At 65.8% G+C, this 20873-nt stretch carries 19 protein-coding genes and 1 riboswitch; of the genes, 8 read left to right on the top strand and 11 right to left on the bottom strand.

Annotated elements, in window-relative coordinates; all coding sequences use genetic code 11:
- Positions 1-63: 63 nt before the first annotated feature.
- From glpD to AC1DZT_RS00450, 3 genes are read right to left on the bottom strand one after another with little or no spacing between them, the layout of a single operon-like run.
- Positions 64-1608, bottom strand: coding sequence for a glycerol-3-phosphate dehydrogenase (gene glpD / locus AC1DZT_RS00460; protein WP_478004619.1), 1545 nt, complete (start codon positions 1606-1608; stop codon positions 64-66).
- Positions 1608-2417 (bottom strand): HAD-IIB family hydrolase, encoded by an 810-nt coding sequence (locus tag AC1DZT_RS00455; protein WP_478004618.1) that lies wholly within the window; start codon positions 2415-2417, stop codon positions 1608-1610. Before AC1DZT_RS00455 ends, glpD begins: the two co-directional genes overlap by 1 nt.
- Positions 2417-3760 carry an iron-containing alcohol dehydrogenase gene (locus AC1DZT_RS00450; protein WP_478004617.1) on the bottom strand — a complete coding sequence of 448 codons (1344 nt, stop codon included), beginning with the start codon at positions 3758-3760 and terminating at the stop codon, positions 2417-2419. The genes AC1DZT_RS00455 and AC1DZT_RS00450 overlap by 1 nt, the downstream gene beginning before the upstream one ends.
- 174 nt (positions 3761-3934) lie before the next feature.
- Between AC1DZT_RS00450 and AC1DZT_RS00445 the strand changes: the two genes are divergently transcribed.
- The 8 genes from AC1DZT_RS00445 (at position 3935) to AC1DZT_RS00410 (ending at position 11222) form a co-directional block, all read left to right on the top strand.
- Entirely contained in the window at positions 3935-4927 is a 993-nt protein-coding gene (locus AC1DZT_RS00445) for a sugar-binding transcriptional regulator (RefSeq protein ID WP_478004616.1), read from the top strand.
- Positions 4928-4993: 66 nt separating this feature from the next.
- A riboswitch (TPP riboswitch) is annotated at positions 4994-5114 on the top strand.
- 122 nt (positions 5115-5236) lie between these two features.
- Positions 5237-7048: a phosphomethylpyrimidine synthase ThiC gene (gene thiC, locus AC1DZT_RS00440; protein ID WP_478004615.1), complete on the top strand. Its 1812-nt coding sequence runs from the start codon at positions 5237-5239 to the stop codon at positions 7046-7048.
- Positions 7045-7980, top strand: a complete 936-nt coding sequence (locus AC1DZT_RS00435; RefSeq protein WP_478004614.1) for an FAD-dependent oxidoreductase — start codon at positions 7045-7047, stop codon at positions 7978-7980. Before thiC ends, AC1DZT_RS00435 begins: the two co-directional genes overlap by 4 nt.
- Complete coding sequence (gene thiS, locus AC1DZT_RS00430; RefSeq protein WP_478004613.1) at positions 7970-8167, top strand: sulfur carrier protein ThiS; 198 nt, start codon at positions 7970-7972, stop codon at positions 8165-8167. Before AC1DZT_RS00435 ends, thiS begins: the two co-directional genes overlap by 11 nt.
- Position 8168: 1 nt before the next feature.
- Positions 8169-8927, top strand: a complete 759-nt coding sequence (locus AC1DZT_RS00425) for a thiazole synthase (RefSeq protein ID WP_478004612.1) — start codon at positions 8169-8171, stop codon at positions 8925-8927.
- Entirely contained in the window at positions 8927-9538 is a 612-nt protein-coding gene (locus AC1DZT_RS00420) for a thiamine phosphate synthase (RefSeq protein ID WP_478004611.1), read from the top strand. The genes AC1DZT_RS00425 and AC1DZT_RS00420 overlap by 1 nt, the downstream gene beginning before the upstream one ends.
- On the top strand, positions 9535-10485 hold the full coding sequence (locus AC1DZT_RS00415) for a ThiF family adenylyltransferase (protein WP_478004610.1): 951 nt from the start codon (positions 9535-9537) through the stop codon (positions 10483-10485). The genes AC1DZT_RS00420 and AC1DZT_RS00415 overlap by 4 nt, the downstream gene beginning before the upstream one ends.
- Complete coding sequence (locus tag AC1DZT_RS00410) at positions 10482-11222, top strand: hydroxymethylpyrimidine/phosphomethylpyrimidine kinase (RefSeq protein WP_478004609.1); 741 nt, start codon at positions 10482-10484, stop codon at positions 11220-11222. The genes AC1DZT_RS00415 and AC1DZT_RS00410 overlap by 4 nt, the downstream gene beginning before the upstream one ends.
- Positions 11223-11241: 19 nt before the next feature.
- On the opposite strand, the gene AC1DZT_RS00405 is transcribed toward AC1DZT_RS00410, so the two are convergent.
- The 8 genes from AC1DZT_RS00405 to AC1DZT_RS00370 all read right to left on the bottom strand — a co-directional run bounded on the left by AC1DZT_RS00405 (position 11242) and on the right by AC1DZT_RS00370 (position 20864).
- Positions 11242-13050, bottom strand: coding sequence for a thiamine pyrophosphate-binding protein (locus tag AC1DZT_RS00405; protein WP_478004608.1), 1809 nt, complete (start codon positions 13048-13050; stop codon positions 11242-11244).
- Positions 13051-13155: 105 nt separating this feature from the next.
- Complete coding sequence (locus AC1DZT_RS00400) at positions 13156-14877, bottom strand: ABC transporter substrate-binding protein (protein WP_478004607.1); 1722 nt, start codon at positions 14875-14877, stop codon at positions 13156-13158.
- A gap of 121 nt (positions 14878-14998) precedes the next feature.
- Positions 14999-15400 carry a DUF2160 domain-containing protein gene (locus tag AC1DZT_RS00395; protein WP_478004606.1) on the bottom strand — a complete coding sequence of 134 codons (402 nt, stop codon included), beginning with the start codon at positions 15398-15400 and terminating at the stop codon, positions 14999-15001.
- A complete protein-coding gene (locus tag AC1DZT_RS00390) occupies positions 15400-16176 on the bottom strand; it encodes a carbohydrate ABC transporter permease (protein ID WP_478005071.1) in 777 nt (258 codons plus the stop codon). Before AC1DZT_RS00390 ends, AC1DZT_RS00395 begins: the two co-directional genes overlap by 1 nt.
- 94 nt (positions 16177-16270) lie before the next feature.
- A complete protein-coding gene (locus AC1DZT_RS00385) occupies positions 16271-17143 on the bottom strand; it encodes a carbohydrate ABC transporter permease (RefSeq protein ID WP_478004605.1) in 873 nt (290 codons plus the stop codon).
- A complete protein-coding gene (locus tag AC1DZT_RS00380; RefSeq protein WP_478004604.1) occupies positions 17143-18243 on the bottom strand; it encodes an ABC transporter ATP-binding protein in 1101 nt (366 codons plus the stop codon). Before AC1DZT_RS00380 ends, AC1DZT_RS00385 begins: the two co-directional genes overlap by 1 nt.
- A gap of 10 nt (positions 18244-18253) precedes the next feature.
- A complete protein-coding gene (locus AC1DZT_RS00375) occupies positions 18254-19339 on the bottom strand; it encodes an ABC transporter ATP-binding protein (RefSeq protein ID WP_478004603.1) in 1086 nt (361 codons plus the stop codon).
- A complete protein-coding gene (locus AC1DZT_RS00370; RefSeq protein WP_478004602.1) occupies positions 19332-20864 on the bottom strand; it encodes an FGGY-family carbohydrate kinase in 1533 nt (510 codons plus the stop codon). Before AC1DZT_RS00370 ends, AC1DZT_RS00375 begins: the two co-directional genes overlap by 8 nt.
- Positions 20865-20873: the final 9 nt, after the last annotated feature.

The raw sequence follows: 20873 nt of genomic DNA, 5'->3' as shown, positions 1-20873 counted from the left end.
CCGGCCCCTCCCAAGGCCGTTTGTGTTCTGCGCTTTCTGTCGTCCGTGGTCGTGGGCCTCGTCTTACTGCGCGGCGAGCGCCGGGCTGGTTTCAGTCCTTGCGGTCAGGTAAGCGTCGATGGCCGCGGCCTCTGCGGGCCTCAGGACCAGCCCCAGCTTGCTGCGGCGGAACAGGATATCCTCGGCGCGGCGCACCCATTCCTCGCGGCAGAGATAGTCGATCTCGCGCGCGGTCAGCCCGGCGCCGAAATCCTGCCCCAGATCGGCGCGGCAGGTGGCGGTGCCCAGAACCCGGCGGGCGCGGGTGCCGTAAAGGCGGATCAGGCGCTGCGCCTCGTCGCGGGTCAGGAAGCCATAGGATTTGATCAGGCCATTGACCTGCAGGTTCAGATCCTGCGGCTGGAACTCTCCGCCCGGCAGGGGGATACGCCCGGTCCAGCCCCTGGCCTCGCCCTTCATGCCGGCGCCTGCGGGCAGAAGCGGCTGGATCTTGTCCAGCGCGGCTTCGGCCAGCCTGCGATAGGTGGTGATCTTGCCGCCGAAGACCGACAGCATCGGCGCATCGGCCGCGGTATCCACCTCCAGCACATAATCCCTTGTCGCCTGCTGCGCCTTGGACTGGCCGTCGTCGTACAGCGGGCGGACGCCGGAATAGGTCCAGACCACATCCTTCGCCGTCACCGGTTTGCGAAAATAGCCGCTGACCGCCGCGCAAAGATAGCTGACCTCGGCCTCGGAGGCCGTCACCTTTGCCAGCTCGCCCGTGTAATCGCGGTCGGTGGTGCCGATCAGGGTGAACTTGCCCTCGTAGGGGATGGTGAAGACGATCCGCCCATCCGGGTTCTGGAAGATGAAGCAGCGGTCGTGGTCATAGAGCTTCGGCACGACGAGGTGCGAGCCCTGCACCAACCGCACCTTGCCCTTGGGCGGGCGACCCACCAGGTCATGCGCCACCTGATTGGCCCAGGGCCCGGCGGCATTGACCAGCACCCGCGCGCGCAGGCTACGCTCTTCCCCGGTGGTCAGGTCTTGCGTGACGACCCGCCAGCCGCCACCCGCCTCTGGCGTGGCGCTGATGCAGCGGGTGCCGACAGCAATCTCGGCCCCGCGCTCTTCGGCATCGCGGGCGTTGAGGATGACCAGCCGGTTATCCTCGACCCAGCAATCGGAATATTCATAGCCAAAGTCGATCCCGGCCTTAAGCCCCTGCCCGATGGGCGAGCGGGCGAAATCGACGCGGGCGGTGCCTGGCAGCAGCTTGCGGCCACCCAGATGATCGTAAAGGAACAGGCCAAGCCGCAAAAGCCAGGCAGAGCGCATCCCCTTGGCATGCGGAAGCACGAAGCGCAGCGGGCGCACGATATGCGGGGCGATGCCCCAAAGCACCTCACGCTCGATCAGCGCCTCGCGGACCAGGCGAAACTCGTAATGCTCCAGATAGCGCAAGCCGCCATGCAGAAGCTTGGTCGAGGCGGAGGAGGTCGCGCCGCCCAGATCGCCCTGCTCGCAGAGGTACACCTTCAGCCCGCGCCCCACCGCGTCCCGCGCGATGCCGCAACCGTTGATGCCGCCGCCGATGATCGCCAGATCGAAGACCTGCTCGCCCATCACCGCGCCTCCGCATGAAGGCTGGAAAGGATGCGCTCGGCGATCTCGACAAAGCCCGCGCCGCCCTTCTGGCTGGCGACAAAGGCGGGCAGGACGCAGCCGCTGCCCTCGAACTCGCGCACGTTGGCAACACCGCAGGAATTGGGGAAGAAGCCGAACATCGGCCCGTCATTCGGGCTGTCGCCGACAAAGATGATCCGGTCGCGGTCGGCGTCGATGTCCAGCGCCAGCACGTCCCGGGCAAAGATCCGCGTCATCGACAGTTTGTCATAGGCGCCGAACCAGCCGTTGACATGGATCGACGACAGTTTCGCCACCGCCCCCGCCTTTTCGAAATGCGCCAGGACCCTGGCCACATCTTCGGGCGACAGCGGGTCCACATCCTCGCAGATGTCGATCGCCAGATCCGCCTCGCGGTAGAGCTGGTCCGAGGCGATCCCCGCCCCTGGCACATCCGCGAGGATCTGGGTCCGCAACCCCTCCAGCTTCTGGCGGTTGCTGCGACGTTCGGCATCCGAGGCGAAGAACTTCTGCCGCATCTTGCGGGCTTCGCGGTCGTAGGAAAAGTAGAAGGCGCCGTTTTCCCCCACGATCCCGGCCACCGGCCAGAAGCGGGCGATCATATCGCACCAGCCCGCCGGACGCCCGGTGATCGGCACCACGGGCAGACCGGCCCGCGAGAGCCTCTCCAGCGCGGCATAGGCTTCGGCGGGAAGCTGGCCATCGGTGGTCAGCGTGTCGTCGATGTCGGTGAAGACGGCGATACAGCGGGACAGGGCGTCGCGCGAAAGCTCGGACAGGGGGCGCATCACAGGGTTTCCTCGATGAAATCTTCCAGAATCCCCATGTCTGCCGCCAGATCGAGGAAGGAATAACGGTCGCGCATCTCGCGGCTGTAGCGCAGCGCATCGGCGTAAAGCGCGGGGTCCAGGCAGATCTCCTCGGGGCTGGCCCCGCCACCTGCGGCGCGCAAGTGCCGGGCAAGCTCGGCCGAGGGGATCATCATCGCCTGCAAGGTCCGGCGCAGGTCCGGCCAGATGACCGCAAGGCTGGCGTTGAAATGGTTGGCCGCCGCCTGATCCATCACCTTGGCGCGGCTGGCTTTAAGGCAAGCCTCCACCGCCGCCGCAGGGTAACGGGCGCGGATCGCGGCTTCGTCGAACCAGGTCGGGCCGACGCGGGGCGCCTCTTCCATCGCCAGGATCCGCTCTTGCAGCCGCGCCATGGTGACCGAGGCGACGCCGACCTGCTGGCCATGCACGGTGCCCGGGTGGCGCGCGTCGGCAAAACTGTCGATCCAGTGCGAGATCTGGTGTTCGCCCATCGAGCCGGGATGGCTCATCCGCGTCACGGCGATGCCGAGGCCGCCGAGGGTCAGGATGCGGTGCAGATAGCCCACCGCCGCGTGATCCTTCCGGCCGAGGCCAGCCGAGCGGGCCAGCATCTCGGCCTCGTCGGCGTTTTGCAGGACGTAGGGCGCGGTCGCGTAATAGGTGCCCAGCATCCGGTGCGAGAAATACCAGTCGACCTGCGCCGTGGGCCGGCACAGGCTGTCGCCAAAGCCCGCCGCGATCAGGTATTGCGGGGCGCGGGCGGTCTCGGCCACGTCGATGAAGACGCCCTTGGCGGCATGGGCGTTCTGGGTGGATTTCAACCCCGAATCCAGCGTGATCGAGGCGGTGGACGAGGTATAGCCGTTCATCGACGGCGCGGTGCCAAAGACCGAATAGGACCGCCCGTCGCCGAAGGTCGCGAATTTGCACAGGTCGTTCAGCGTGCCGGAGCCGACCGCGACCAGCGCCTCGACCCCCCTGGTGCGGTCCTGCAGGTCGCGCACGGTCTGCACATCGGCATGCGGGTGATCGAGCACGATCAGCCGCGCCTTCGGGCCGATCTTCGCGGCAATCGCGGCGCCCATCACCTCCACCGTGTTCTCGTCGCAGACCACGCCATAGCTTTCGGCGGGCATGGTGCGCGCCAGAAGATCGGCCGCATCCCCGGCCAGCGTGTCGCGGATCACGATGGTCTTGAAGGGCACATCGGCGGGTTTTCCGGTGTCCGGGTCGATCCAGGCGCCCGAGGTGACCTCATCGATCAGAGCGGTCCAGTTGCCTTTGGAAGCGGCGCTCTGCGCCCTTGCCTCGTGGTCCATGCGCTCCTCCCAAAGCATCTCGACTCTCGATGTATGGCAAAATTCACCATACCTTGTCGTATGTCAATGGCGTTTTTCATGTTATGTTGAAATTTGCCAAACGGCAGAACGGCTGGATTTGTCCGCGGTTTCCTGCGATGACAGAACCACCCTGAGCCAAGGACCAAAGCCGCGATGCCCACTGCCCTGACCGAGCCGAAATCAGCCAGCGCCCGCCGCGTGCCGCCGATGCAATTCGGCACCGATCAGGTGCTGTGGGCGGCCTGGCTTTATTACGAGGAAGGCCTGAAGCAGGAGCAGATCGCCGAACAGCTCGGCATCTCGCGCGCCTCTGTTTTCAACCTGTTACAGAAGGCGCGGGATGAGGGCGTGGTGACGATCACCATCGACCCCTCGCGCATCGGGCGGGCCAATCTGGCCTTGGAACTGCGCGACAAGATCGGGCTGGAGGAGTGTTTCCTCCTGCCAACCGGGGCCTCATCCCAACCTCTGTCGCAGCAGATCGGCCATCTGGGGGCCCGGCTGCTGGAAAGCCGGATCAAGGAGGACGAGATCATCGGCGTCGCCTGGGGTCGCACCGTTCTCGCCCTGTCCGAGGCGCTGTCGCCGCTCCACCGCCCGCATGTCACGGTGGCGCAGCTGACCGGAAGCTCGGCCGCGACGATGGATTTTTCGCCGGTCTTCTGCACCTCGAACATCGCCGAAAAGCTCAATGCGCGCTGCGTCAACCTGCATGCGCCGGGGGTGGTTTCCAGCCCCGCGGTCAAGGATATCCTGATGGCCGAGCCCGCCATCCGCGAGCATTTCGACCTTCTTGGCCATTGCACGACGATCCTGTTCGGCGTGACGCAGCTGACCGGCGAGACGCTTCTGGTGACCGGCGGCTTCATGACCCCCGAACAGCTGGCGGTCTACCGCGATCTCGGGGCGGTCGGCTTCGCCTCGGGGCATTTCTTCGACATCTCGGGGCAGCTGGTGACCTCCGAATTCGACAGCCGCCACATCACCATGTCGGCCGAAACGATGATGCGGGTGCCGCAGCGGATCTGCGTCGGTGGCGGCCTGGGCAAGGTCGATGCCATCGCCGGCATGATTCGCGCCCGCCTGGCGACGGTCCTGGTGACCGACGAGGAAACTGCCCGCGCGCTTCTGGCCAAGATTTCCTGACCAAAAGCCGCCCCCGCCCGCCGCACAAACTTGCCTGTTGACGGCACAGCGCGCTTGGATATCCTTGCCTCACGTCGGGGGAGTCCCACCCAAGGGACTGAGAGGCTGATGGGGGGCAACCCCGGTGCAGCGACCCTTTGAACCTGACCCAGTTGACACTGGCGTAGGAAGACCGAAGGGCAAACCCTCCCCTATCGCATACGGGGTGGTCCTTTCGGGCCACTTGGGCCCTTTGCGCAGTCGCGTGCCGGGCCTGATGGCCCCTTTCTGCCTTCGTTTCACTTGGGTCTTTTCGCGAGAGGAGACCAGATGAACAAGACCATTTCCCAGACCGAAGCCCATCAGATCACGACCGGCGCCCTGCCCGCCTCGTCCAAGATCCATATCGCAGGCACGTTGCACGACATCCGCGTGCCGCTGCGCCAGATTGCCGTGACGGGGGAGGCGCCCCTGAATGTCTATGACAGTTCAGGCCCTTACACCGATGCCGCCGTTGCGGTGGAGATCGCCAAGGGCCTGGCGGACGTCCGCGGCCTTTGGCTGCAGCGGCGCGGCGATGTGGCGGCCTATCCGGCCCGCGCCGTCCAGCCCGCCGACAATGGCTTTGTGGATGGCGCCAGGCTGACCCCCGCCTTCCCGCACCAGCGCGAACCCCTGCGCGCCACCGAAGGTCGCGCCGTGACGCAACTCGCCTATGCCCGCGCCGGGATCATCACGCCGGAAATGGAATTCGTGGCGATCCGCGAGAACGAGGGCCGCTCCGCCGCCTATGCCCGCGACGGCGAGGCCTTCGGTGCCGAACTGCCCGACCTCGTCACCCCCGAATTCGTCCGCCGCGAAGTGGCCGAAGGCCGCGCCATCATCCCCGCCAACATCAACCACCGCGAGCTGGAGCCGATGGTCATCGGCCGCAATTTCCTGGTGAAGATCAACGCCAACATCGGCAATTCCGCCGTCACCTCCTCGATGGAGGAGGAGGTGGAAAAGATGGTCTGGGCGATCCGCTGGGGCGCCGACACGGTGATGGACCTGTCCACCGGGCGCAACATCCACAACATCCGCGACTGGATCATCCGCAACGCCCCGGTGCCGATCGGCACGGTGCCGCTCTATCAGGCGCTGGAAAAGGTCGGTGGCGTGGCCGAGGATCTGACCTGGGAAATCTACCGCGACACGCTGATCGAACAGGCCGAACAGGGGGTGGATTATTTCACCATCCACGCCGGGGTGCGCCTGCACATGATCCCGATGACGGCACGGCGGGTGACGGGGATCGTCAGCCGTGGCGGCTCGATCATGGCGAAGTGGTGCCTGCATCACCACCGCGAAAGCTTTCTCTATGAACGCTTTGACGAGATCTGCGACATCATGCGCGCCTATGACGTCAGCTTCTCGCTCGGCGATGGCCTGCGCCCCGGTTCGATCGCCGATGCGAACGACCAGGCGCAGTTTGCCGAGCTGGAGACGCTGGGTGAGCTGACCAAGATCGCTTGGGCCAAAGATTGCCAGGTGATGATCGAAGGGCCGGGCCATGTGCCGATGCACAAGATCAAGGCCAATATGGACAAGCAGCTGAAGCATTGCCACGAGGCGCCCTTCTACACGCTCGGGCCGCTGACGACCGACATTGCGCCCGGCTATGACCATATCACGAGCGCGATTGGCGCCGCGATGATCGGCTGGTTCGGCACGGCGATGCTTTGCTATGTCACGCCCAAGGAACACCTTGGCCTGCCCGACCGCAACGATGTGAAAACCGGGGTCATCACCTACAAGCTGGCCGCCCATGCCGCCGATCTGGCCAAGGGCCACCCCGGCGCGCAAGCCCGCGACGATGCGCTGTCCCGGGCCCGGTTCGAGTTCCGCTGGGAGGATCAGTTCAACCTCGGCCTCGACCCCGACACCGCCCGCGCCATGCATGACGAGACCATGCCGAAAGAGGCGCACAAGGTCGCGCATTTCTGTTCGATGTGCGGGCCGAAGTTCTGCTCGATGAAGATCAGCCATGACATCCGGGCCGAGGCGGAAAAGCAGGACGGCATGGCGCGGATGGCGGAAAAGTTCCGCGAGGGCGGTGCATTGTACCTGCCCACCGCGAGCGTGGAGGAACCGGCCGAATGATCTCGGTTCTGGGGCAAGGCGTGGCGGGGCTTTGCGCCGCCACCGCCCTGGCCGACCGGGGCCTTGCCGTGGAGGTCATCGCCCCGCCCGACGCGCCCGCCCCGGCCAGCCATCTGGCCGGGGGCATGCTCGCCCCCTTCTGCGAGGGGGAAAGCGCGCCGCCGGTCATCGTGGCCCGCGGGCAGGCGGCCTTGGCCTGGTGGCAGGCCCATGTCCCCGGCGTGGTGCAGCGCGGCACGTTGGTTCTGGCCAGCCCGCGCGATCAGGGCGAGCTGGACCGCTTCGCCCGCGCCACAAAGGGCCATGAACCCGTCACCCCCGACACGCTGGAGCCTGACCTCTCCGCCCGCTTCCAGCGCGGGCTTTTCTTTCGCAGCGAGGCGCATATGGACCCCATCGCGGCCCTCGCCCATCTGCGCCAGACCCTCATCGCGCGAGGGATTGGCTTTCGCAGCGGTCCTCCCCTCGGCCGCATCGTCGATTGCCGTGGCATCGCCGCAGCGGACCTGCTGCCCGACCTGCGCCCGGTGCGCGGCGAGATGGTGGAGGTTTCCGCCCCCGATGTGACCCTGACCCGCCCGATCCGCCTCATCCACCCGCGCTTTGCCTGCTACATCGTGCCGCGCGGACAGCACCGCTACATGATCGGCGCGACCATGGTGGAAAGCGGGCGCAAGGGCGGCATCACGGTGCGCGCCGTGGTCGAGCTTCTGTCGGCGGCCTTCACCGTCCACCCCGGCTTTGCCGAGGCCGAAGTGATCGCCACCGGCGCGGGCCTGCGCCCCGCCTTCCCCGACAATATCCCCGCCCTGCGTGCCCAAGGCGACCGCATCCACCTCAACGGCATGTATCGCCACGGCTTCCTGATGGCCCCCGTCCTCGCCGGCGATCTGGCCACCCTCATCTGCAAGGAGCGCGCCGATGCGCATTGACCTCAACGGCCAAAGCCTGACCACCACGGCCACGACCCTTTCCGCCTTGCTGGAGGAACAGGGGGTCGAGGCGACCTCGGTCGCGACCGCGCTGGACGGCACCTTCGTGCCCCGCACCCTGCGCGCCGCCACCCCGCTGCGCGACGGGGCCAAGGTCGAAATCCTCTCGCCGATGCAGGGGGGCTGAAATGTTCTACGGCATCCAACTCTCCTCGCGCCTGATGCTCGGCACCGCGGGCTACCCCTCGCCCGCCGTGCTGGGCCAGGCCATCGCGGCCTCAGGCGCCGAGGTGATCACCGTGTCGCTGCGGCGCGAGGGGCAGGCGGGCCAAGCCTTCCGCGAGATCCTGAAGGACAGCGGTCGCCGCATCCTGCCCAACACCGCCGGCTGCCATACCGCGCGCGAGGCGATCACCACGGCCCATATGGCGCGCGAGGTTTTCGGCACCGATTGGATCAAGCTGGAGGTGATCGGCCACGCCGACAGCCTGCAACCCGACCCTTTCGCCCTGGTCGAAGCCGCCCGCGTGCTGTGCGCCGAGGGCTTCGCCGTCTTCCCCTATACGACCGAGGACCTGATCGTCGGCGAAAAGCTGGTGGAGGCCGGGTGCCGCGTCCTGATGCCCTGGGGCGCGCCGATCGGCTCGGGCCAGGGTCTGCGCAATATCGAGGGGCTGCGGGCGATGCGCGCCCATTTCCGCGATATCCCCCTGGTGATCGACGCCGGAATCGGCGCGCCCTCACAGGCGATGCAGGCGATGGAGATGGGCTTTGACGCGGTGCTTCTGAACACCGCCGTCGCCAAGGCCCTGGACCCGGTGACGATGGCCGCAGCCTTCGGTCAGGCCGTGCAAGCGGGCCGGGCCGCCCATGACGCCGGCCTGATGCCGCGCCGCGACATGGCAGCGGCCTCGACCCCGATCCTCGGTCTGGCGGAGCTTGCGTGATGTTCCGGCCCGACCCCTTCTACCTGATCACCGGCCACGTCGCCCGTCTGGCCGCGCTGCTGCCTGTTGGCGTGCGTCTGGTCCAATTGCGCCTGAAGGACCTGCCCGAGGCCGAACTGCGCCGCCAGATCGCGCTGGCCCGCGACCTATGTACTGCCCATGGCGCGCAGCTTGTGGTCAACGATTACTGGCAGATCGCCCTCGACCTCGGCTGCGATTTCGTCCACCTCGGCCAAGAGGACATGGACAGCGCCGATTTTCCCGCCCTGCGCCGGGCCGGGGTGTCCTTCGGCCTGTCCACCCATGACGAGGCCGAACTGGACCGCGCCCTGGCGCAGTCGCCCGCCTATGTCGCCCTCGGCCCGGTCTGGCCGACCCTGTTGAAGAAGATGCCCTGGCGCCCCCAGGGCCTCGACCGGGTGCGGGACTGGAAGCGGCGTGTCGGCGCCGTGCCGCTGGTCGGCATCGGCGGCGTCACCCCGCAACGCCTGCCCGAACTTTTCGCCGCCGGGGCCGACAGCGCCGCCGTGGTGACCGATATTCAGCAGGCCGCCGACCCCGGCGCGCGCTGCAAGGAATGGCTCGCCGCCACCAGAGGATATGTGAAATGACCCGCTACGACCGTCAGATCTGCCTGCCCGAGGTCGGCGCCGAGGGGCAGGCCCGCCTCCACGCCGCGCGGGTTCTGGTGGTGGGGGCGGGCGGCCTCGGCTCCACCCTTCTGCCGCTTCTGGCCGGGGCCGGGGTTGGCCATCTGCGGGTGATCGACCCGGATCATGTGGACGAGACCAACCTGCACCGCCAGACACTCTACCGCATGACAGACCTCGGCCGCCCCAAGGCCGAGGTTGCCGCCGAAACGCTCGCCGCCCTGAACCCCGATTGCCGGATCAGCCCCTTGGTCCAGCGCCTCGACCCGGCCCTGGCCCGGGTGGAGCTTGCCGAGGCCGATCTGGTGGTCGATGCCGCCGATGCCTTCGCCGTGAGCTATGGATTGTCGGACCTGTGCCTGAAGCAGGGCAAGCCCATGATCAGCGCCTCGGTCCTCGGGCATTCCGGCTATGTCAGCGGCTTTTGCGGCGGCGCGCCGGGCTATCGCAGCGTCTTTCCCGACCTGCCGGCGCAGATGGCAAGCTGCGCCACAGCGGGGGTGATGGGGCCCGTGGTGGCCACACTTGCGGCCTTGCAAGCACAGATGGTGCTTGCGGTGCTGCTGGGTCAGAGCCCCTCGCCGCTGGGGCAGATGATCGCGGTCGATCTGAAAAGCTGGCGGATCTCCTCCTTCCGCTTTGACACGGCACCGGAACCTGATTTTCCCGGCCCCGAGGTGATTGCCGAGGCCGACTTGCGCCCCGACGACCTTGTGATCGAGCTCCGCCCGCCCGAAGAGGCCGCCGGACTGCCGCAGGCCCAGCGGATGGCGCCGGGGCTTCTGGACACGGCGCCCCCCGGCCGGCGTGTGGTCTTTTGCTGTGCAACCGGGCTGAGGGCCTGGCGGGCGGCGCGGGCCTTCGGCGTCAGATGCGAAAATCCCTCGGCCATCCTGGCCCTGCCATGAGCGGCGCTCCGGTACTGTTCATCGGTGGCCTGGATTCCAGCGGCGGCGCGGGCGTGTTGCGCGATGCGGCGACGGCGACACAACTGGGGGCAAGCCACAGGGTCGCGGTGACCGCCGTGACCGCACAAAGCGACAAGAGGGTCAGCGCGGTGCATCAGGTGCCGCCCGAGGTCGTGGCCGATCAGATCATGATTGCCGCTGAAGCTGGCCTGGCGGCGATCAAAATTGGCATGCTCGGCTGGGCGGATACGGTCATGGCGGTGGCGCGCCACTTGCCCGAAGTGCCTCTGGTTCTGGACCCGGTGATCTGCGCCTCTTCGGGCCGGACGCTGATCGACAGCGCCGGGCTTGCGGCGCTGCTGACGCTCTTGCTGCCACGCACCACCGTCCTGACGCCGAACTTGCCCGAACTCGCGGTGTTGGGTGCTGCGCTTGGACTTGGGCATGAGGCGGCTGAGGGCGAGGTCGTGGCGCAGCTTCTGGCGCGCGGCTGCGGGGCGGTTCTGGTCAAGGGCGGGCATGGGCCGGACCCGGCGATCTGCGAGGACCGGCTCTACCGCGCCTCTGAGCCGATGCGCGGCTTTGCGGCGCCGCGGCTGCCGGGATCAGCGCGCGGCACAGGCTGCACCTTGGCCAGCGCCCTTGTCGTCGGTCTGGCAGAATCCCGGCCATTGGACGAAGCGGTGCAGAGCGCGAAGACCCTCGTTCTCGCAAGAATCGCCCTGCAGCAGGTCTGAGCCTGCCGCAGGGTGGTTTTCACAGATCGGGGGAGATCTTGAACTGGCGGAGTTTGTAGACCGTGCCGGGGCGCGGTTTCGGCGTGGCGTTCAGCTCGCGCATCCGGCGTTTGAAGGAGTGGATCGGCGTGGCGCGGTCGTCGATGCGGACCTCGACCACCGAGGGGCCGTCATGGGCAAAGGCGCGGTCCAGGGCCGGGCCGATCTCGTCCGGTTTGTCGCAATAGATGCCGAGGAGGCCGAGGCCGGCGGCGGCGGCGGCATAGCCGGGCGTCGAGGTCTGGCTTTCGAGGTTGGCGGATTGGACATTGCCGAAGTAGATCTCCTGCCAGAGCTGGATCCAGCCGAGTTTTCCGTTGTTGATCACCACATTGACCACGCGCTGGTTGTACTGCGCCATGGTCGCAAGCTCGCCGATCGTATAGGAAAACGCGCCGTCGCCCGCCACGGTGACGATGCGGGCCTCGGGGCGCGTGGCCGCCGCGCCGATGGCGCCGGGCACGGCATAGCCAAGCCCGCCCTGGCCGCGCGCAAACAGGAACTGGCGTTCGGATTTCTTCGCCGGGATATAGCCGGAGATCCAGCCGGCCGAAAACGACGCGTCGGAGACCACGACATCGGTCTCGCCCAACCGCGCCGCAATCTCGCGCATCACGCGGGGCGGCAGGACGGGGATCTGTTCCGAGGCCATCTCGATCGCCTTGGCCGCATCGCCCTCGGCCTTCACCGCGGCGATCCGGGCGTCCCAGTCGGGGCGGGTGCCGGCGAGGCTTTCGCCCAAGGCCTTGTTCAGGCTGCGCAAAACCTCCCTCACGTCGCCGAAGAGCGGCACGGTCGGGCGGAAGGTGCGGCCATGTTCCATCGGGTCGCAGTCGATGGTGATCGTAGCCTGGTTCGCCTTGGGCAGGGTCCAGTTCATGCCGGTGTTCTGGCTGACCTTGGAGCCGCACCAGATGATCAGGTCGGCCTCCTGCACCAGCTCGATCGCCGCCCAGGAGCCGAGCGGGTTGAGCACGCCCGCCGCATAGGCCCGCGTCTCGGGGACCGAGCCTTTGCCGGACAGGCTTGTGACGACCAAGCCGCCGAGCCGGTCGGCAAATGCCGTCGCCTCCACCGCCGCGACCGAGCCGTGCACGCCGCCGCCATAGACGATGGCCGGGCGCTTGGCCTTCTTGATCAAAGCGACCGCCCGTTCGATATCCTCGTCGGGCGCGGTGGAGCGGACGAAGGGGATCTGTTTCGCCCGGTCATCGATGACGATGGGCAGCGCTTCTTCGTCCCATTCGGCGTCGAAAATGTCATGCGGGATGATCAGGGCCACCGGGCCGGGGCGGGGCGAGGTCGCAATCCGGAATGCGGCGCGGATCAGGTCGGGGAGGGCTGCGACCGAGGGGACCAGGAAAGCCTCCTTCGAGCAGGTCTTGAAGAAGGCGAGCTGGTCAAACCCCTGGCTCGCAATGCCTTTTTCCTTGAGCGACAGCCAATCCAGCGGCAGTTCCCCCACGATCGCGATCATCGGGATCGAGGCGTTCAAAGCCTCCAGAAACCCGGCAGGAAGCAGGTTCGCCCCCGGCCCCACGGTCACATCGCAGACCCCGGGCTTGCCGGTCAGCCGCGCATAGGCATCCGCCGCATAGGCCGCGTTCCGCTCGTCCCGCATCAGGATATGCTTGATCCGGTCGTTCCGGCGCGAGATCCCGTCGTGCAGCGCCGTCGTCTGCCCGCCCGGCATCCCGAACACCAGTTCGACACCGTATTGCGCCAGCATCTCCGAGACGAGATCACCTATGTGTTGTTTGGGGCCCATCTGTTGCTTGGGGGAGGTCATGATTTCTCCTGACGCCGCGAACGGCGTGGGTTGTGGCTTGAATTTTGGGGAGGTTTGGGGGAGGCCGACCGGCATTGCGGTCGGCCTCGGGTTCAGGGTCCGGGCTTACTTCTGCCAGGACTTGATCAGCTCGTCATAGGCGATGGTTTCGCCCTGCGGCTTCTCGTTCTCAAGCTTGGCCACCGGCGAGCCGGGGGCATCGAGCCATTCCTGCGGATCTTTTTCCTCGTTCATCTTCGGGCCGATATCGCCCTGAACGCCGGACTTCTCGATCCGCGCCATCACTTTTTCCTGCTCGGCGCAGAGGCTGTCGAGCGCCTGTTGCGGGGTCTTTTCACCCGACATGGCGTCGCCGATGTTCTGCCACCACAGCTGCGCCATCTTCGGGTAATCCGGGATGTTGGTGCCGGTGGGCGACCATGCAACACGGGCGGGCGAGCGGTAGAATTCGATCAGGCCGCCGAGTTTGGGGGCGCGATCGGTGAAGTGCTGGCTGTTGATCGTCGATTCCCGGATGAAGGTCAGGCCAACGTCCGATTTCTTCACGTCAACGGTCTTGGAGGTGACGAACTGGGCGTAGAGCCAGGCCGCCTGGGCGCGGTCCACCGGGGTGGACTTCATCAGGGTCCACGAACCCACGTCCTGGTAGCCGACCTTGGTGCCTTCCGACCAGTAGGCGCCATGCGGCGAGGGGGCCATGCGCCACTTCGGCGTGCCGTCCTCGTTCATCACCGGCAGGCCGGGCTTGACCATGTCGGCGGTGAAGGCGGTGTACCAGAACATCTGCTGGGCGATATCGCCCTGGGCCGGAACCGAACCCGCCTCGCCGAAGACCATGCCGGCGGCCGAGGGCGGCGAGTACTTCTGCAGCCATTCGATCGACTTGGTGATGGCATAGACCGCAGCCGCGTCGTTGGTGGCACCGCCACGCGCAACGCAAGAGCCGACGGGACGGGATTTCTCGTCCACGCGGACGCCCCATTCGTCAACCGGCAGGCCGTTCGGCTCGCCCTTGTCGCCCATGCCGGCCATCGACATCCACGCGTCGGTGTAGCGCCAGCCGAGCGAGGGGTCCTTCTTGCCGTAGTCCATGTTGCCGAAGGCCGACTTCGGCCCGCCGATATAGGACATGTCGCGGCCGGTGAAGAACTCTGCGATGTCTTCATAGGCCGACCAGTTGATCGGAACGCCAAGCTCATAGCCATACTTGGCCTTGAAATCGTCCTTGGTTTTCTGATCGTTGAACCAGTCGTAGCGGAACCAGTAGAGGTTCGCGAACTGCTGGTCGGGCAGCTGGTAGAGCTTGCCATCCGGGGCGGTCGTGAACTTGGTGCCGATGAAGTCCGGCAGGTCCAGCGTCGGCGAGGTGACAGCCTTGCCTTCGCCTGCCATCCAGTCGGTCAGGTTGCGGGCCTGCTGATAGCGCCAGTGGGTGCCGATCAGGTCAGAGTCGTTGATATAGGCGTCATAGATGTTCTCACCCGACTGCATCTGCGTTTGCAGCTTTTCGACCACATCGCCTTCGCCGATCAGGTCATGGGTGATCTTGATGCCGGTGATGGCGGTGAAGGCCGGAGCCAGCACCTGGGATTCATAGGTATGCGTGGCGATGGTTTCGGAAACCACCTTGATTTCCATGCCGGCATAGGGCTTTGCCGCATCGACGAACCATTGCATTTCCTTTTCCTGATCGGCGCGGCTCAGCGTCGACAGATCGCCGATTTCCTTGTCGAGGAAGGCCTTTGCGGCATCCATGTCGGCGAAAGCCGGCATCGCAAAGGCCATCAGCGCAAGGGCCATGGCGGTTGAAGTTGTACGCAGTCTCATTCGATTCCTCCCAGAATGTTGAGTTTGTCGCACCTGCGGGTTGAGCCCGCAGTTTGGTCTCCTGCGGGTTTTGTCCGCAGTGTCGTCTCCCGCGGGTTGGACCCGCAGTTTCGGTTCTGCCCTAGACCCAGCGAAACACCGCCGCGGCATAGATCAGACAGGCGATCAGGGCGCCCCAGAGGGAATCCCCGATGAGGGCGAGCCAGCCAAGGCAGATGAAGGCCGAGCCCAGAAGCGAGATGAAAAGCCTATCGCCGCGCGTGGTTTCGATATGCAGCACCCCGATGCGCGGCGTTTCGGGAAAGCGGATCGCCAGGATGGTGAAGATCACCAAGAGGCAGGCAATGAGGTAGAAGAACAGCGCCACCGGGAAGGTCCAGGCCATCCAGCCGCCCTTGATCATCGGGTCGAGCCAGGCAATGGCGCCATCCTTGCGCGGGGTCGCCCAGATCAGCGCGCCCAAGACCGCGAGCATGATCGCCCCCGTGGTGCCATAGATTGCGGGCCAGCGGTTCGAGGTCATCACACCCTCCCCAGGGCGAAGCCCTTGGCGATGTAGTTGCGGACAAAGTAGATCACCAGCGCGCCCGGGATGATGGTCAGCACCCCCGCCGCCGCCAGAAGGCCATAGTCAAAGCCCGTGGCCGAAGAGGTCCGCGTCATCGCCACCCCGATGGTCTTCACATTGACCGAGGTCAGGGTGCGCGACAACAGAAGGTCGACCCAGGAGAACATGAAGCAGAAGAAGGCGGCCACCCCGATGCCAGAGGCGATCAGCGGCAGGAAGATCCGGATGAAGAAGCGCCCGAAGGAATAGCCGTCGATATAGGCCGTCTCGTCGATCTCGCGCGGCACACCACGCATGAAACCTTCCAGGATCCAGACCGCCAGCGGGATGTTGAAGAGGCAATGCGCCAGCGCCACGGCGATATGGGTGTCGAAAAGCCCGATCGAGGAATAAAGCTGGAAGAAGGGCAGCGCGAAGACCGCGGGCGGCGCCATCCGGTTGGTCAGAAGCCAGAAGAACAGGTGCTTGTCGCCGACAAAGCTGTAGCGCGAGAAGGCATAGGCGGCAGGCAAGGCCACGGTGATCGAGATGACGGTGTTCATCACCACATAGATCAGCGAGTTCACATAGCCCATGTACCAGGTCGAGTCGCCGAAGATCTTCTGAAAGTTCACGAAGGTCAGATGCTTGGGCACGATGCCGATGCTGGTCAGGATCTCGGTGTTGGTCTTCAGGCTCATGTTGATGAGCCAGTAGATCGGGATGAACAGGAAGAGCAGGAAGACCGTCATGATCACGATCGAGACGGTCGGGCCCCAGTCCTTCTTCGGACGGCTGACCTCGGTCGTGGTGGCAAGAACTCCGGCGGAGGATTGCATGGTCATCTCAGCGCTCCTCTTGTTTGTCGAGCGTGGTCATCACGGTGTAGAACACCCAGCAGACCAGCAGGATCACCAGGAAATACATGATCGAGAAGGCGGCGGCGGGGCCAAGGTCGAATTGCCCGATCGCCATCTTCACCAGGTCGATCGACAGGAAGGTGGTGGCGCTGCCCGGCCCGCCCCCGGTCAGAACGAAGGGCTCGGTGTAGATCATGAAACTGTCCATGAAGCGCAGCAGGATCGCGATCAGCAAGACACCACCCATCTTCGGCAGCTCGATATAGCGGAACACGCTCCACCGGCTGGCCTGGTCGATGCGGGCGGCCTGATAATAGGCCTGCGGGATGGATTGCAGCCCGGCATAGCACAGGAGGGCGACGAGCGAGGTCCAGTGCCAGACATCCATCACCACGACCAGAACCCAGGCGGTAATCGAGTCCTTGCCCGGGTTGACCTCGATCCCCATCGCCAGAAGGGTGGAGCCGAGAAGCCCGATGTCCATCCGGCTGAACAGCTGCCAGATCGTGCCGACCACGTTCCACGGGATCAGAAGCGGCAGGGCGATCATCACCAGGCAAAAGCTGGACCAGCCGCCCTTTTTCGGCATGTTCAGCGCCACGATGATGCCAAGCGGCACCTCGATGATCAGGATCGTCGCCGAGAAGATGATCTGCCGGCCAAGCGCGCCCCAAAGCCGGTCGGAGCTCAGCATCTCCTGGAACCATTCCAGCCCGGCCCAGAAGAAAGCGTTGTCGCCGAAAGTGTCCTGGACCGAGTAGTTGACCACGGTCATCAGCGGGATCACCGCCGAGAAGGCGACCAGCAGGAACACCGGCAGAACCAGGAACCAAGCTTTTTGGTTGACTGTCTTTTCCATCACGCGGCCTTTCCAGAAACCAGCCCCAGCGGGCTTTGGCGCCAATCGTCGGCAAACACGCTGATGCGGGCGGGGTCGAAGTTCAGATGGGTCATCGCGGCCCCGACGCTGGCATCTTCATCCAGGATCGCACTGACCTCGCCCGCGTCGATCTCGGCGCGCAGGATGCGGTGGCGGCCGACATCCTCGATCCGGATGATCCGCATCGGGATACCGCCGCTGCTGCCATCGGTCAGGCTGACGAACTCGGGCCGGATACCGATCTGCACCCGGCCTTTCGGCGCGGCATAGGTGCCACCCAGGGGCACGCTGACATCGCCCAGCCGGGCCATGTTGCCCTCGACCTTGGCCTCCATCAGGTTCATCCCCGGCGAGCCGATGAAATAGCCGACGAAGGTGTGTTCCGGCGTCTCGAACAGCTCTTGCGGCGTGCCCATCTGGACCACGCGGCCCTCGTGCATCACCACCACCTTGTCGGCGAAGGTCAAAGCCTCGGTCTGGTCGTGGGTCACATAGATCATCGTATGGCCGAACTGGCGGTGCAGCTGTTTCAGCTGGGTGCGCAGCTCCCATTTCATATGGGGGTCGATCACGGTCAGCGGTTCGTCGAAAAGGATCGCGTTGACATCCTCGCGCACCATGCCGCGGCCAAGGCTGATCTTCTGCTTGGCATCGGCGGTCAGGCCCCGCGCCTTGCGGTTGAGGTTGCCCTCCATCCCGATCATCCGGGCGATCTGGTCGACGCGCCCGGCGATATAGCCCGCATCCATGCCGCGGTTGCGCAGCGGGAAGGCGAGGTTTTCCCGCACGGTCATCGTGTCGTAGACCACCGGGAACTGGAAGACCTGGGCGATGTTGCGCTCGGCCGTCGGCGCATTGGTCACGTCGCGGTCGCCGAACAGGACGCGGCCCTGGCTCGGCCGGATCAGGCCCGAGATGACGTTGAGAAGCGTGGTCTTGCCGCAGCCCGAGGCGCCCAGCAGCGCATAGGCGCCGCCGTCCTGCCAGACATGGTTCATCTCTTTCAGCGCGAAGTGCGAGTCGCGGTTGGGATTGCTGATGTAGCTGTGGGCAAGGTTGGAAAGGGTGATCTGTGCCATTGCGTTTTCCCTAACTGGCCAAGGCATAGGCGGCGGGTGCGGCCAGCGCCCCATCCGGCGAGAACAGATAGACATGCGACGGGTCGAGCCAGACCGAAACCGGCTGCCCCGAGGGAAGGTCATGCACCCCCTCGACCAGACCGACCCAGCGGTCAGGCCCGTGGTCCAGATGCAGGAAGCTTTCGGAACCGGTGATCTCGGTCACCGCCACCGTGCAGGGAAACTCCACCGAAGAGCCGCTTTGCCGGTGCAGCGCCAGGTGATTGCCGCGGAAGCCCGCGGTATAGCGGCCATCGGGCAGGGCTGCGAAAGCCCCCTCCGCCGGGGCCGAGGCCATGGTGCCGAAGCTCAGCCGCGCCCCGCGCTTTTCGACCGCGATGAAATTCATCGGCGGGTCGGAAAAGACCCGCGCCGTCGTCGCATCCACCGGCATCCGGTAGACCCGCGGCGTCGGCCCGAACTGGGTGATCCGCCCCTTGGAGAGCGTGGCGGTATTGCCGCCCAGAAGCAGCGCCTCTTCCGGTTCGGTCGTGGCATAGACAAAGATTGCGCCCGAAGCCTCGAAAATCTTCGGGATCTCGCTGCGGAGTTCCTCGCGCAGCTTGTAGTCGAGGTTGGCGAGCGGTTCGTCGAAGAGCACCAGCCCCGCATCCTTGACCAGCGCCCGCGCCAGGGCGCAGCGCTGTTGCTGGCCACCCGAAAGCTCCAAGGGCTTGCGGTCCAGCAAGGGCGTCAACTTCAGCATGTCGGAGGTTTCGCGCACGGCCCGGTCGATCTCGGCCGCCGATTTCCCCATCAGCTTCAGGGGCGAGGCGATGTTGTCATAGACGGTCATCGAAGGGTAATTGATGAACTGCTGATAGACCATCGCCACCCGGCGCTGCTGCACCGGCAGGCCGGTCACATCCTTGCCATCCCATTTCAGCGTGCCAGTGGTGGGCTTGTCCAACCCCGCCATCAGCCGCATGAGCGAGGTCTTGCCCGACAGCGTCGCCCCCAGAAGCACGTTCATCGTGGCGCGTTCAAGCACCAGCGAGGTGGGCTCGATCCAGGTCTGGCCCTTGACCACACGCGAGATGCCCTGAAGTTCAAACATGCTGCACGCCTGTCGTAGCTGAAGTGGACCAGGCCTGGGCGAAAGCCGCGCTGAGGCCGACATATCGGGGATATTTCGCGAGGTAAGGCTTGGCGCGGGTGGCATCGCCGTCATGGCGGCGGGCGATGCTGGTCATCGCGGCCACGGCGGCCCGCAAGGAGGGGTAGACGCCGATCCCGGTGGCGGCACAGATCGCAACGCCGAGGGCGCCCAGCTCGGACCCGTCCGGCACTTCGACCGGCAGGCCCAGCACATCGGCGAACATCTCGGACCAGAGCGGGCTGCGCGAGGCACCGCCGGCCAGCCGGATCACCTGCGGCCGCGCCGCATCATTGCCCGACAGCAGACGGTCCACATCGACCTTGTGGGCAAAGACGATGCCTTCGAAAACCGCCAGCATGATGTCGTCAAAGCTGTAATCGGCGGTCATGCCGACCAGACCCGCGGGCGCGCCGCTCGGCCCGCCGAAGAGGAAGGGGAAGAACAGGGCCTCACGCGGCTTGCCCAGTTTGCGCGCGACGGCGGTGTTGATCACGTCATAGATGCCCGCCGCCTGTTCCGGCGGCAGTGCGCCGCCCTGGGTCAGCAGGGTCTTGACCATCCATTCAAGATTGCTGGCCGAAGTCGCGGCCCCTTCGGTCGCAAGATACCCGCCCAAGGGATAGGGCGTCTGCAGGAAGGGCGCGAAGGACTGGCGCGGGGTGGCATGCAGCGTCGAATTGATGCTGAAGGTACCGGCGACGATGCTCATCTCCTCCGGCTGGGTCAGGCCCGAGGACAGCGCCGCCGCCGTCACATCGACCACGCCGCGCACCACGGGCGTGCCTTCCAGAAGGCCGGTCAGCCGCGCGGTTTCCGCCGTGATGCCGCCCACGACATCGCAGGACGGGCCGATCGGCGGCAAGAGGGGCAGCCAGCCCTCCAGCCCCAAAAGCTTCAGCGCCTCGGTCGAATAGGCCGAGGTGGTCACATCGATCAGCCCGGCAATGCCGCCATCCGACGGATCGGTGGAGAAGTCACCGCAAAGCTTGGCGCGCAGAAAATCCTTGCAGAACAGCACCCGGTTGCCCGGCGCCATCATCTGCGGCTCATGGCGCTGCATCCAGCCGAGCAGCACCAGCGTCTGGCCCGGCCAGATCCGCTGCTGGATCATCGGTTCAACGCGGGAGGCGAGCCCGGCCTGGGTCCATTCCTCAACCAGTCCGGCGGCGCGGCTGTCGGTCGACACGATCCCGGGGCGCTGCGGGTTGGCCTCGGCATCGACGACGTAAAGACCGCCGCCATAGCCGGCGACGCTGACCGCGGCGACATTCTCGGGCCCACGCCCCGACAGGCTCAACACCTCGCGGATGGCGCCGACGGCTGCATCCCACATCACGTTCGGATCACGTTCCGTCCAGCCCGGATGCGGAAACACCATGACATTCTTGCGCCTTGCACAAGCCAGCTCTTTTCCGGAAAAATCGAAAAGCGCAGCCTTTGTCATGGTGCCACCGGCATCGATGCCGATCACACAATTCTTCATGGATCCCCC

This window comes from Rhodobacter sp. P1_C2 (assembly GCF_056406375.1).
Note: the sequence above shows the minus strand (reverse complement) of the source record. Positions and strands in the feature narration are given on the sequence as shown.

What these genes read in the sequence shown, in the direction of transcription:
- AC1DZT_RS00445 (WP_478004616.1), top strand. Translation starts at nt 3,935, where the DNA reads ATGCCCACTGCCCTGACCGAGCCGAAATCAGCCAGCGCCCGCCGCGTG.
- thiS (WP_478004613.1), top strand. Translation starts at nt 7,970, where the DNA reads ATGCGCATTGACCTCAACGGCCAAAGCCTGACCACCACGGCCACGACC.
- AC1DZT_RS00375 (WP_478004603.1), bottom strand. Translation starts at nt 19,339, where the DNA reads ATGTTTGAACTTCAGGGCATCTCGCGTGTGGTCAAGGGCCAGACCTGG.
- glpD (WP_478004619.1), bottom strand. Translation starts at nt 1,608, where the DNA reads ATGGGCGAGCAGGTCTTCGATCTGGCGATCATCGGCGGCGGCATCAAC.
- AC1DZT_RS00410 (WP_478004609.1), top strand. Translation starts at nt 10,482, where the DNA reads ATGAGCGGCGCTCCGGTACTGTTCATCGGTGGCCTGGATTCCAGCGGC.
- AC1DZT_RS00420 (WP_478004611.1), top strand. Translation starts at nt 8,927, where the DNA reads ATGTTCCGGCCCGACCCCTTCTACCTGATCACCGGCCACGTCGCCCGT.
- AC1DZT_RS00400 (WP_478004607.1), bottom strand. Translation starts at nt 14,877, where the DNA reads ATGAGACTGCGTACAACTTCAACCGCCATGGCCCTTGCGCTGATGGCC.
- AC1DZT_RS00380 (WP_478004604.1), bottom strand. Translation starts at nt 18,243, where the DNA reads ATGGCACAGATCACCCTTTCCAACCTTGCCCACAGCTACATCAGCAAT.
- AC1DZT_RS00390 (WP_478005071.1), bottom strand. Translation starts at nt 16,176, where the DNA reads ATGACGGTCTTCCTGCTCTTCCTGTTCATCCCGATCTACTGGCTCATC.
- AC1DZT_RS00385 (WP_478004605.1), bottom strand. Translation starts at nt 17,143, where the DNA reads ATGGAAAAGACAGTCAACCAAAAAGCTTGGTTCCTGGTTCTGCCGGTG.
- AC1DZT_RS00405 (WP_478004608.1), bottom strand. Translation starts at nt 13,050, where the DNA reads ATGACCTCCCCCAAGCAACAGATGGGCCCCAAACAACACATAGGTGAT.
- AC1DZT_RS00370 (WP_478004602.1), bottom strand. Translation starts at nt 20,864, where the DNA reads ATGAAGAATTGTGTGATCGGCATCGATGCCGGTGGCACCATGACAAAG.
- AC1DZT_RS00425 (WP_478004612.1), top strand. Translation starts at nt 8,169, where the DNA reads ATGTTCTACGGCATCCAACTCTCCTCGCGCCTGATGCTCGGCACCGCG.
- AC1DZT_RS00455 (WP_478004618.1), bottom strand. Translation starts at nt 2,417, where the DNA reads ATGCGCCCCCTGTCCGAGCTTTCGCGCGACGCCCTGTCCCGCTGTATC.
- AC1DZT_RS00435 (WP_478004614.1), top strand. Translation starts at nt 7,045, where the DNA reads ATGATCTCGGTTCTGGGGCAAGGCGTGGCGGGGCTTTGCGCCGCCACC.
- AC1DZT_RS00395 (WP_478004606.1), bottom strand. Translation starts at nt 15,400, where the DNA reads ATGACCTCGAACCGCTGGCCCGCAATCTATGGCACCACGGGGGCGATC.
- AC1DZT_RS00450 (WP_478004617.1), bottom strand. Translation starts at nt 3,760, where the DNA reads ATGGACCACGAGGCAAGGGCGCAGAGCGCCGCTTCCAAAGGCAACTGG.
- AC1DZT_RS00415 (WP_478004610.1), top strand. Translation starts at nt 9,535, where the DNA reads ATGACCCGCTACGACCGTCAGATCTGCCTGCCCGAGGTCGGCGCCGAG.
- thiC (WP_478004615.1), top strand. Translation starts at nt 5,237, where the DNA reads ATGAACAAGACCATTTCCCAGACCGAAGCCCATCAGATCACGACCGGC.